This window comes from Natrialba taiwanensis DSM 12281 (assembly GCF_000337595.1).
Taxonomy (GTDB): domain Archaea; phylum Halobacteriota; class Halobacteria; order Halobacteriales; family Natrialbaceae; genus Natrialba; species Natrialba taiwanensis.
Genome location: NZ_AOIL01000013.1, coordinates 253,637 through 265,546 on the forward strand (window position 1 = coordinate 253,637; position 11,910 = coordinate 265,546).

Here is an 11,910-nt window from a genome sequence, read left to right on the forward strand (position 1 = left end):
CCATCACCACAGCACGTGCGGCCAGACGAAGGTAAACAGCAGCCAGATGACCCCCGTCAGGACAGCCGTCATGATGGCGTTCAAGATGAGCCCCGTCCGAAGCATGTGGCGCTGTTTGATGTACCCGCTCCCGAACACGATGGCGTTCGGCGGCGTCGCGACCGGCAGCGCGAACGCGAAACTGGCGGCGATCGTGCCGGCCACCGCGAGAAACAGCGCCGTCGAGAAGTCCGTGAGGCCGAGCGTCGCCGAAAAGACGCTTCCGAGACTGATCAGGATGGGAACGATGATGCTCGTCGTCGCGGCGTTCGACGTCATCTCGGTCAGGAAGACGACGAGCAGGATGACCGCGCCGATAACGAGGACGATCGGTGCCCCGACGAGCGCGCCGAAAAACGTCTCCGCAATCCACCCGGTCGCGCCCGTGTCAGCAAGGCCGTTGGCCAGCGAAATACCGCCGCCGAACAACAGCAGCGTTCCCCAGTCGATATCGACCAGTTCGTCCCACTCCATCGTGTCCGCCAGCACGAGTGCTGGAACCGCGGCGACGCCGACCATCACGTAGTACAACAACCCCTGGTGGCCTTCGACGCCGAAGACGGTCATTCCGTCCCCGCCGAAGAGCGTCGTCAGCCAGGCGGCCGAAAGATACGGCTCGAAGAACTCCCCGAGCCCGCCGAGTACCCACAGCCCGGCCGTCGCGGCGAAGATCGCTGCGACCCGCTTCCCGCGCGGACTGAGCGCTCCTTCCGCTTCGAGTTGCTCCCGAGCGGCCACTCGCGCCTCCGCCACGTCCGGTATCTCGGGCGGATAGAGGACGTACGTGAGAAGAGCCCACACGAGCGGCAACGTAACGACGACGACCGGAAGCCCGATGAGGAGCCACTCCGCGAATCCGACTTCGTAGTCGAGGACGGCGTTTAGCTGCCCGACGAGGATCGCGTTCGGCGGCGTCCCGATGATCGTCCCGACGCCGCCGATGCTCGCGGCGTACGCGGTCCCCAGGAGCATCCCGATCTGGATGTTCGTGAACTCGTCGACCGCCTCCGCTGTACCGCCGTCCGAGGCCGTTGTGGCCGCGGTGTCGTCCGCGGCCGCCTGCTGAGCTGACGCGAGTTCATCGCGATCGAGGACCTGCGCGAGGACGCCGACCGCGATCGGGGTCATCATCGCGGTCGTTGCGGTATTCGAAACCCACATCGACAGGCCGGCGGTGACGAGCATGACGGCGAGGATGAGTCGACGCGGCGAACTCCCCATCGTGGCCATCGCGTAGAGCGCGATTCGCCGATCGATGTTGTATTTCTGAATCGCGTTCGCGAGCATGAAGCCCGCCAGGAACAGGAAAATCAGGTGGTCGGCGAATCCTGAGAGTGCGACGTCCATATCGTCGTAGACGCCGGTCCCGGTTAGCAGAACCGGGATCGTCAGTGCGGTAACGGCGAGCGGAAGCGTGCCGGTGACCCAGAGAAAGCCCGCAAAGAACATGGTTGCGATCGCGTACTGGCCCGTCGCCGACAATCCTGCCGGGGATGGCGCAGCGGCGATCAGTACCGTTCCGAGAATCGCGACGAGGAACTGCGCGATCCGGCGTTGAGATCGACTCATGTGGCTGTGTATCATTGATACACACGATGATTAACATTATTGTTCTTAGTTCTTGTTATCCCGCCACATTCTGTGAGGGAATATTAAAAATTAGTGACAATAACCCGGACCTGCTCGTCGGTAAGGTCCGCGCTGTAGAGTTCGAACAGCGTCCGTCGGCGCGATTGAGAGAGTGAACGATTTCCGCTCTCAAGCATCGAGATGTGGGCTTGCATGAGTCCGTCGACCTCCCGTTCGACCGCCCGTTGTTCGTATCCGGCCGCTACTCGAAGCAATCGCCAGGCGAGCGGAGATATTTGATCCGGGTTCAGGCCGTCGGAACCGTTCATACGTGGTGGGATACAAGAAACCCAAAAGGCTCTGTTGGAATACTCTGCCACCAACCGCTGTCTTCTATTTGAATACGACCAGTATCTTCGAATGAGAACCGAAGTCGGTGGCAAGGAAGTTACCATCTGGGCACCAGCCGGTCGTGAGATGTTCGAAGCGCTGGCCGGGGCGGTTTCTCAGACGATCACGCTCCGATGCGTCGCTGGTTCTCGAAGACAGGTCGAAGCGATTTGCGGTCGGGCCGTACCAACGGGCAACCGCGGTCCCTGAGGGGGAGGGCGACCGCGGTCGCTGGGACGACTAACTGCTCCTGGTTTGGTATCTTCAAATCAATCGTGGCAGTTTCTCACTCGTCATAGATAAGGGAAAAATACATCATGAAGGTAACGCATATATAGTATGCTGATGGCTCCCTCCGGAACCGCTTCGAACGAGTTCGTTCGCACCGCATACGAAAACCTCAGAGATTTACTCGCGCAGGGTGACGGCACATTCATCGAAGAGGGGCCGGCTATTCTTCGAGACGCGATTGAAACCGACGGATTCTTCGACGGCGTCGAGACCGAGCATGCGGAGGACTCCTACACCCGACGGCTGGTCCACTGCGAACCGGACGGACCGGTCATTCGGTTCATGGAGTGGCCCCCGGAATACGCGCTTTTGCCTCACGAACACCACGGCCGCCCTTGCTTCGAGGTGCTCGTCGATGGACAACTCTTCGTCGCCGACATGGATGCAGAGAAAGTTGCCGGTAACGAGTACGACCTGACCGTCATCGAGAGCACCGTTTGCAACCCGGGCGACGCGGGCATCGTCGACCCGCGGACCGGTTCGGACGTTCACGCGGTCTACAGTCCGGTCCGGACGCGGTCGCTGCACGTGTACCCGGACGACAACCACTACGGAATCGGGTACGTGCCGTCGGACGAACCGAACGATCTGTACAGAAAAGAGCGATTCCAGCTGCGTGAGTAGCCGTTTCCGGCCCAGATCCGCGGCTTGCAGCTTTCCCTGCGGAGGGGCAAGGGGCCACAAGAACGCCACTACGGGCCTACAACGGACTGCTCGGTCCTCGAATGTCCTCAATTCGACGGCGCTCGCGGCGAAAGTGCATCCCGAAGACATATAGTACTAGGTTCGGACCATTACCCATATGCAAGCAGTCGTACTGGCCGCGGGCAAGGGGACCCGCCTTCGGCCGTTGACGGAGGACAAACCCAAAGTCCTCGTCGAAGTCGACGGGACACCGCTCATCGAGGACGTCTTCGACAATCTCCTCGACATCGGCGCGACCGAGTTCATCGTCGTCGTCGGCTACCAGAAAGAGCAGATCATCGAACGCTACGGCGACGAGTACGAGGGCGTGCCGATCACGTACGCCCATCAGCGCGAGCAGCTTGGACTCGCACACGCCATCCTCCAGGCGGAACCGCACGTCGAGAACGAGTTCATGTTGATGCTCGGCGACAACGTCTTCCGCGGGAACCTCGGCGACGTCGTCAACCGCCAGCAGGAAGACCGAGCCGATGCGGCGTTTCTCGTCGAAGAGGTGCCCTACGAGGAGGCCTCGCGCTACGGCGTGCTCGATACGAACGAGTACGGCGAAATCGTCGAAGTCGTCGAAAAACCCGACGAGCCGCCGTCGAACCTCGTGATGACCGGCTTCTATACGTTCACACCGGCGATCTTCCACGCCTGCCATCTCGTCCAACCCAGCGACCGCGGCGAGTACGAACTCCCGGATGCCATCGATCTGCTGATCCAGTCCGGACGAACGATCGACGCGATCCGGATGGACGGCTGGCGGATCGACGTCGGCTATCCCGAGGACCGGGAAATCGCAGAGGAGCGGATACAGGGTGAAGCGCCGTCTGTCGCCGACTCGGAGTAGTCGGAATTAGGGCGGGCGCTCGTCGGATGAGCGTAATCTGCGCTTGCGCGTCCTGTGTATTCGATACCGGAACTCGCACTCGACAATCGTCACACGCGATCGACCGGTTTGCAGCTAGCTGATCGGTTCGAAACGCACTAACGATATCACGTAGTGATAGCCGATATGAACGTCCTCGTCACCGGCGGCGCAGGCTTTATCGGCTCTCACATCAGCGAACGACTGTTAGAAACGGGCCACACTGTCACCGTTCTCGACGTACTCGATCCGTATTACGATCTCGGACTCAAAGAACGGAACATCGAACGGTGCCGCGACGCGGGCGGCGACCGCTACGAGTTCATCGAGGGCTCGATCACGAACGACGAACTCGTCCGAGATGTCGTCTCGAGCCGGGACATCGAGTTCATCTACCACCAGGCCGCCCAGGCCGGCGTGCGGACCAGCGTCGAGAATCCGAAGAAACCCCACGAGATCAACACGACGGGGTTGCTCAACCTGTTGCTCGCAGCCGACGAGTACGGCGTCGAACGGGTCGTCAATGCCTCGTCCTCGTCGGTGTACGGCGAGGTCGAGTACCTGCCGTACGACGAGGACCACCAGAACGTGCCCCAGAGTCCCTACGGCGTGACCAAACTCACGGCCGAGCACTACTGTCGCGTCTGGAATGAGGTCTACGACGTTCCGACTGTAAGCCTCCGCTACTTCACCGTGTACGGCCCGCGGATGCGACCGAACATGGCGATCACGAACTTCACCTCTCGCTGTCTCAACGGCGAGCCACCGGTGATCTACGGCGACGGGAAACAGACCCGCGATTTCACCTACATCGACGATATCGTCGACGCGAACTGCTCTCTTCTCGAGACGAGCGCTGCCGACGGCGAGGTCATAAACATCGGTTCGACCGGGACCATCACGATCGAGGCGCTCGCGACCCACATCATCGAAACGACCAGTGCACCCGTCGATCTCGAATACGACGACGCCAAAGAAGCCGACGCGCGCCACACCCACGCGGACGTCTCGAAGGCGACCGACTTACTCGATTACGAGCCCACAGTCGATATCAGGGAAGGCGTCTCGCAGTTCGTCGACTGGTACCGGGCGAACCGCGACTGGTACGAACCGCTCGTCCTGAACTCGTAGCGCAGACCCGATTCCGTTCCTACCCATCCAGAACTGCGACCTGAGCGCGAATATCCGTTCCCGCGGCCAGTTCTCGCTCCCCCACACCGGATTTCAAATGAATTCGGTGACCAACGGTCGGGGTGGGGCGCTCAGCCGACCGAGACGATGAGCGTCGATACCGACAAGAAACAGCGGTAGCGAGACTGCAGAGCCGTATTCTTGCGGCGAGTCCGCAAAGCACCATCCCGCATAACATAACTATTCCTATAGAGGTAATCTAGTAGTAGTACGAACGATAGAGAAACCGGATAGGTAGCTTACAAAGGCGATCTCCGTGAACGACGATCAGTACCAGCGGTGGAATTATAATGGGTAGATTCACACGAGACTTCCGATCGCATTTCGAAACCTACCACACGCGAGTTCAAGCTTTCGTGCGGTGGAGACCGCACACCGAATTTCAGATGATTCACTCCCGGAATCTGTTCAATGCGATCAGTCAGTTCGGGACGGATCGATCTCTGCTGTCGTGCACCGTTGCAGTGAACTCTCGGGATACGGTTGCTCGAGGGAGGGTTGCGCTTGATCGGCCGGGAGACGGAATCGGTCGTGCGACTTCACTATGAAGACGAAGCTATCGCTGCGCAGCTGGGTATATATCACTGCACAGGGTGGGATACCGAGAGTCAAACGAACGAATCTCGACCTTGCGAGCGAATCCGTCCCGACTGTCTCGACTGCTCAATTCATCTGAAATCCGGTGTGGGTGTGTCGTCAAACGGGTCACGGCAACTGTCATCCGAGATTTCATTTGAAATCCGGTGTCGGTCCGTACTGCACGACTGGCGAGATCGCGTTCTCGAGTCGACCGTCGAAACGGAGTTCATTTGAAACGTGGTGTATCACACCCCGCGGGAAGCCAAAACGGGGGCGAGTATCTGAATCCGGAAAGCGCCGCCGAGATAGGGAGAACAGCCCGATCTCCAGACAGTGGAAGCGAGAAGAAAGAACTAAACGGAAATCATCTGAAAGGCGGTGTATGACGCTGTTCGTGGAGGAGGGTGAAACGCTCGGCGAGTTCGCCGCCGAGCACGGTGCCGTGGCTCACTCTCGCTCCGAATCTCGCGACGATCCGCTGTCGGTCCTCGACGAGGAGGACCGGATTTTTGCGAACGAGGATCTCCTTCGTATCGATCACGTGCCCGACCAGAACAAGATCGTCGGTCGAAACAACCAGATCGAGACCGTTGCTCGCCGACTCAAGCCGACGATTTCCGGGGGGACGGGAAAGGGAACGCTCCTGCTCGGCAAGTCCGGATCCGGGAAGACGCTGGTCACCCGGTACGTCAGCCGTGAAGTCGTCGGACGGGGCGAGGAAAACGACGTGCGCATCGGCCGTGCCGTCATCGATTGCGCGCAGCGCCGGTCGGAGGTACAGACCGTGATCCATCTCGCAAAGCGGCTCAACGAGCCCGACGAAACCGGGGTAACGATTCCACACTCCGGGATCGCGACGGGCGCGTACTACGACCGGCTATGGAAGGTCATCGACGCGCTGTACGACGCGATAATCGTCGTTTTAGACGAGATCGATCGTCTCGCACCGCCCGACGACGTCCAGAACGTACCGCCCGAAGAGGCCGACGACAGCAAACTCCTCATGCAACTCTCGCGGGCGGGCGAGGAGAACGATGTCGACGCGAGCATCACGGTCATCGGGATCAGCAACGACCTCAAGTACGGCGACCGCCTCGACACCCGCGTCGAGAGTTCGTTTTCGCCGGACGAAATCGTCTTTCCGGCCTACGATGCGAACCAGCTCGGGGATATTTTGACCAGGCGGCGGGACGCGTACCGCGAGGACGTGTTGACCGACGACGTGATTCCGCTCTGTTCTGCGTTTTCGGCACAGGAACACGGCGACGCGCGGCGGGCGATCGACCTCTTTCGGCTCGCGGGCGAGGTCGCCCGAGACAACGACGCAGCGCGCGTTCGCGAGGAGCACGTTCGGGTGGCGAACGACGACGCCGAGGTGACGCGGATTCAGGACCTCATTCGCGGCTGTCCAACGCAGGCGAAGATCGCAATCGGGGCGCTCGCGACGATGGACGAGTTCAGCGAGCGATCGGCGTTCAAGGCAACGGAGATGTACCGCGTCTACCGGGCGTTCGCGGAGGCGATCGATACGAACGTGCTCGGCAAGAAGCGGATCACGGATCAGCTTCGGGAGTACGAGACCCTGAAGATCATCGATATGAAGCGGACGAGCGACGGTTATCGCGAGGGGACTTATCTGCAACTCTCCTTGCTCGACGACTCGGCTCTCATTTTGCAGACGATCGGGCTCGACGAGCGCTGTGCGCGGATTCCCATCGATTCGCGGATGCGCCGGCGGATCGGCAAAATCATCGAGAGCTAACTGCGGATTGCGCGACGAACTCGGCCGGCGTTCCCCGCCGACCGGCTGAACCGCGCCCGGATCAAAAACGACTAACGCCAGCCCGTCATCGCCTAGCGTAGGACTATGCACGTCTCCATCGTCGGCAGCGGGTACGTCGGGACGACGGTCGCCGCTTGCCTCGCGGACCTCGGTCACGAGGTCGTCAACGTCGAAATCGACGAGGACATCGTCGAGACCATCAACGCCGGCGAAGCCCCGATCCACGAGTCGGGGCTCGCAGAGCGCATCGCGGACCACGCCGGAACGAACCTGCGCGCGACGACGGACTACGCCGAGGTTCGCGAAACCGACGTGACCTTCCTTTGCCTGCCGACGCCGCAGGCCGACGACGGGAGTCTCGACCTCGCACCGATGCGCGCCGGCGCGGAGTCGCTCGGGCGCGCACTCGAGGGGAAAACCAAAACCAAAGTCGACGGCGACGACGCCTGCGACCACCTCGTCGTCGTCAAGAGCACCGTCCTCCCCGGCACCACCGAAGACGTCGTCGGACCCGTTCTCGAACGCGAATCCGGTACCGCGATCGGCGACGGAATCGACCTCGCGATGAACCCCGAGTTCTTGCGGATGGGAACGGCCGTTCGGGACTTCCTCGAACCGGACAAGGTCGTCGTCGGCGCAACGAGCGAGGACGCCGCCGCCGCGCTGCGTGAACTCTACGCCCCGATCCTCGAACGCGAGGACACCGACCTCGTCGAAACCGACGTGCGCGAAGCCGAGCTCATCAAGTACGCCAACAACGCCTTCCTCGCGTCGAAAGTCTCGCTGGTCAACGAACTCGGAAACATCGCGAAGGAGTACGGGGCGGACGCCTACGACGTACTGGCCGCCGTCGGCCTCGACGACCGCATCTCGGAACGGTTCATGCGCTCCGGACTCGGCTGGGGCGGCTCGTGCTTCCCGAAGGACATCGCCGCGCTTCGCGCCGGCGCTCGCGAGCAGGGGTACGATCCGCACCTGCTCGACGCCGTCGTCTCGATCAACGACGAGCAACCGCAGCGACTCGTCTCCCTCCTCGAAGACCACGTCTCGCTCGCGGACGCCCGCGTCGCCGTCCTCGGCCTCTCGTTCAAACCCGGCACCGACGACATCCGAAAATCCCGCGCACTGGACGTGATCGAGACGCTCCGAAACCGCGGCGCAACCGTCGTCGCGTACGATCCGGTCGCGATCGAAAACGTCCGTACGCACCATCCTGAACTCGATACCGATCCCGCCGTCGAGTTCGCCGACTCGCCTCAGGACGCGCTTGCGGACGCCGACGGAGCCGTTGTCGCCACCGACTGGCCCGCGTTCGACGACCTCGAGTTCGACGGGATGGCCCGGAAAATCGTCGTCGACGGCCGGCGGATCGAGGTCGATCCGGGTGAACTCGCGGTCTACGAGGGGCTGACCTGGTAGGGCATCGCAGGAGTGAGTTCGGGACGGCGACGGTCACCCCGCGGGATGTCCGCTCTGCGAGGTGTGCGTATCAGTATCCTTTTGCATACCGGCCAACGAGTGGGTATCGATGGCGGATGACGGATAACGACTCTCGCGTGCACGCAGCCGAGCCCAAGACCATCGACGGGGAGACCCACGGCGAACGCGCCAGCACGACTGTCTCCACCGACGCCGAAACGCGAGATATTTCGACGCACGAGGTCTGTATCCTCGTTCCAACGCTCAATGAAGGAGCGACAATCGGGGACGTAATCGACGACTTCCGTACTCGCGGGTATCCGAACGTCCTCGTCGTCGACGGCGGCTCGACCGACGACACGAAAGCGGTCGCCCGCGACCACGGCGCACGAGTGCTCGTTCAATCCGGCGAGGGGAAGGGGCAGGCCGTCCGCGAGGCTGTCCCCCACATCGACGCACCGTACGTCCTGATGCTCGACGGAGACGGAACCTACGACCCGGCGGACGCCGAGACCATGCTCGAACCCCTCGCTCGAGGGTACGACCACGTTATCGGCAACCGGTTTGCGGACATGGACGACGACGCGATGCGGGCGCTCAACGGCGTCGGCAACCGACTCATCAACCGCTCCTTCCGCGTCATCCACGGCGCGGACTACGACGATATCCTCTCGGGCTACCGGGCGTTTACGACCGACTCGTTCGAACGCCTCTCGCTCGATTCGGACGGCTTTACCATCGAAACTGAACTCGCTGTCGAGTGCGTGAAACACGGCGTCGACACGGCGGTCGTCCCGGTGAGTTACAGCGCCCGGCCGGCCGAATCCGAAACGAACCTGCACCCGATCGCGGACGGCGGGACGATCATCCTGGCGTTGTACTCACTCGCCAAGACTAACAACCCGCTGTTTTACTTCGGCAGCCTCGGAACTGCCGGCATCGCTGCCGGCGGCGCGGTCGCGTCGTACGTCCTCTGGCGGTGGTTCCAGTACGGAGTCGGCCACGAAATCCTCGCGCTCGTCTCCGCGGCGGCGATCCTACTCGGCGTTCAATTGCTCATGTTCGGCGTCCTCTCGGACATGCTCGTGACGCTTCATCGCGAGCAACGCCGGCGTCTCGAACAAATTACGCGAAACGCGGACGTTCAGGGAGTAGAGTCTTCCCACAGGGCAGGACACAGCCACGAGTTCGGAACCGAGAGCGACTCGGAGACCACGACCGAAACCGGATCCGCAGCGGAGCCCGAATCCGAGCCCAAACCGGGAACCTCGACCGATCCGACTGACCCCACCGTCACCTCCGAAACGGACCGTCGCGGCGAGTAGGGTGATCGTCCGCTCGGTGTCTGGTTTCTGCCGCAACGTCGGAGAGAGTGAGAAAGTGAGAGTGGTGTCCACGGGACTGCCGTAAGAGACACCTCTTGTCGCGATCCGGATCGGTAACGCAATCGCTTGCACCTCACTCTCGAACGTTCAAAACGGCAACATCGACCGTACTTGCTGGAAGACACCGCCCGAGTGTTCCCGCCGGTACGCCTCGAACGGCTGATGGAGTTCGTTCAGCAACTCCTGTCGCGTGTCGAATTTACGCGTCTGGACCTCGGCAAGTATCTCGCCCAGACTCACGTCGTTCCCGTGGGCATCGTAGGGAATTCGTTCGTGACCGAGTGCGGCTTCGACATCGTCTTTCGTGGCCGGAAAGGTGAGATCGGCGGATCTGAGCGTGGCGTCGACGGCGGCGATCCCGAACTCGATGCTTTCCGGTTCGTCGTCGTCTCCGTTCGATGGTGGCCGGACTCCCATACCTCTCAGTAGACTGGCGAAATATAAAAACGGCTACGGACTCCGAATCGAGTCTGGCCGCTGGTATGCAGTTCATATTTCCCGTGGCGACACGCATTTGGGTTCCGCGACGGAGTATTGACTGTGACCGAATATACCACAGTTTCGATCCCGAAGGATCTCGCCGACCGCGTCGACGAGACGATCGAGGGGACGAGCTTTCAGAGTACGAGCGACCTGGTTCGGTTCCTGTTGCGCAGTATCGTTATTCAACACCAGCGACAGGGGAAGCTGACGGAAGCCGAGTTCGAGGAGATCACCGAACAGCTTCGGGGGCTGGGGTATCTCGAGTAGCGAGCGATGAGTAAGAGTTGCGAGTAGCGAGTAGTGAATAACGAGTAACGGGTTTGCTTTCCGTGCGGCCAATAGGTTTACTGACCTTTGCAGGCCCGAAACCACCAGTGAGACTTTCCGCATCGAGTCGCTAGTTCGATGTGGAGGATAGACAGATGCCACACGTTCCGAACTTCCCAACGCCGACGGACGGCGGCGATGATGAGAACGACAGTGGATCTTCGCCGAATCGACGGGGTATCATCGATCGAATTATCGATGATGGCAACTGGCCGTCACCGACTGGCGACTAAGACTGACGCCACCGATCAATTTTCTTTGATTCGCGTTCCGTGCCGTCTCGTGACACAGCCCGGCCACACGCGGAGACGAATCTTTCATCTTCCGTCAGGAGTGCGTCTCAATCGGTCAACGTCTGTTCCGGCGGACTGGCATCGAGGATCTCGAGGGGTTGGCGCGTGCCACTTCGATTGAACACGCCGAAGGAGTCTTCGGCATCCGTCCACGGCGGCACAGCGACGAAGACGACCTGTGCGAGGTCGTCCCGCCTCGTTACTTCGAGTTCACGAAGCGGATGGGACACGAACTGCCCTTGAGCCTGGCCGGCCGGCGTGGACAGATCGACGCCGAAGACGGCGTTGATGGCGTTGCCCGGATCTGGAAGGTAGAAGTCCGTAAAGACCGGCGTGTCGGGCGGGAGTGTGTCCGCATCGTCACCGGCGAGTTCGCTTGCGGGAGTGACCGAGACGCCGGTGGCCACGCGGTCGGGATCGGCGTCGCTGGCGAGGTCGAGCAACACGTCGACGAGTGCACGCGTGATGTAAACCACAGTCGAGATACGACGAGCGGATAGTTAGATGTATCCCTGGCACGGGCCCGAGGCCGAACCTGCCGGTGAACTCGGAGACGAACGCTGCGAGCGAAACGGGACAGCCGCAGTCGATCGGCGGTGGCTG

General features: G+C 61.4%; 12 protein-coding genes. 8 read left to right on the forward strand and 4 right to left on the reverse strand.

The genetic code is table 11. The features are described from left to right. Positions 1-3: 3 nt before the first annotated feature. Entirely contained in the window at positions 4-1,623 is a 1,620-nt protein-coding gene (locus C484_RS04935) for an SLC13 family permease (RefSeq protein WP_049915026.1), read from the reverse strand. 68 nt (positions 1,624-1,691) lie between these two features. Next, the gene (locus tag C484_RS04940; protein WP_006824848.1) at positions 1,692-1,937 is read right to left on the reverse strand and encodes a hypothetical protein; all 246 of its coding nucleotides are present in this window, start codon (positions 1,935-1,937) and stop codon (positions 1,692-1,694) included. 400 nt (positions 1,938-2,337) lie between these two features. On the opposite strand from C484_RS04940, the gene C484_RS04945 reads away from it, so the two are divergent. From C484_RS04945 to aglJ, 6 genes are all read left to right on the forward strand, one after another. Continuing rightward, a complete protein-coding gene (locus tag C484_RS04945; RefSeq protein WP_239640917.1) occupies positions 2,338-2,913 on the forward strand; it encodes a hypothetical protein in 576 nt (191 codons plus the stop codon). Between the two features lie 178 nt (positions 2,914-3,091). After that, entirely contained in the window at positions 3,092-3,829 is a 738-nt protein-coding gene (aglF, locus tag C484_RS04950; RefSeq protein WP_006824850.1) for a UTP--glucose-1-phosphate uridylyltransferase AglF, read from the forward strand. A 165-nt stretch (positions 3,830-3,994) separates the two neighbouring features. Then, positions 3,995-4,978, forward strand: a complete 984-nt coding sequence (locus tag C484_RS04955; RefSeq protein ID WP_006824851.1) for a GDP-mannose 4,6-dehydratase — start codon at positions 3,995-3,997, stop codon at positions 4,976-4,978. 1,021 nt (positions 4,979-5,999) lie between these two features. After that, positions 6,000-7,379 carry a Cdc6/Cdc18 family protein gene (locus tag C484_RS04960; protein ID WP_006824852.1) on the forward strand — a complete coding sequence of 460 codons (1,380 nt, stop codon included), beginning with the start codon at positions 6,000-6,002 and terminating at the stop codon, positions 7,377-7,379. A gap of 105 nt (positions 7,380-7,484) precedes the next feature. Next, complete coding sequence (aglM, locus tag C484_RS04965; RefSeq protein WP_006824853.1) at positions 7,485-8,819, forward strand: UDP-glucose 6-dehydrogenase AglM; 1,335 nt, start codon at positions 7,485-7,487, stop codon at positions 8,817-8,819. 116 nt (positions 8,820-8,935) lie between these two features. Beyond that, positions 8,936-10,144, forward strand: coding sequence for an S-layer glycoprotein N-glycosyltransferase AglJ (gene aglJ, locus C484_RS04970; protein WP_006824854.1), 1,209 nt, complete (start codon positions 8,936-8,938; stop codon positions 10,142-10,144). Positions 10,145-10,291: 147 nt separating this feature from the next. Here aglJ and C484_RS04975 read toward each other — a convergent pair whose 3' ends face one another. Then, positions 10,292-10,621 (reverse strand): DUF5789 family protein, encoded by a 330-nt coding sequence (locus tag C484_RS04975; protein ID WP_006824855.1) that lies wholly within the window; start codon positions 10,619-10,621, stop codon positions 10,292-10,294. A gap of 123 nt (positions 10,622-10,744) precedes the next feature. Here C484_RS04975 and C484_RS04980 point away from each other — a divergent pair, with 123 nt between their 5' ends. Together C484_RS04980 and C484_RS23560 are read left to right on the forward strand one after the other, a co-directional pair. After that, positions 10,745-10,954 carry a ribbon-helix-helix domain-containing protein gene (locus tag C484_RS04980; protein WP_006108209.1) on the forward strand — a complete coding sequence of 70 codons (210 nt, stop codon included), beginning with the start codon at positions 10,745-10,747 and terminating at the stop codon, positions 10,952-10,954. A 155-nt stretch (positions 10,955-11,109) separates the two neighbouring features. Next, positions 11,110-11,247, forward strand: a complete 138-nt coding sequence (locus C484_RS23560; RefSeq protein ID WP_169332869.1) for a hypothetical protein — start codon at positions 11,110-11,112, stop codon at positions 11,245-11,247. Between the two features lie 107 nt (positions 11,248-11,354). Here C484_RS23560 and C484_RS04985 read toward each other — a convergent pair whose 3' ends face one another. Next, positions 11,355-11,783: a hypothetical protein gene (locus tag C484_RS04985; RefSeq protein WP_006824856.1), complete on the reverse strand. Its 429-nt coding sequence runs from the start codon at positions 11,781-11,783 to the stop codon at positions 11,355-11,357. Positions 11,784-11,910 lie beyond the last annotated feature (127 nt).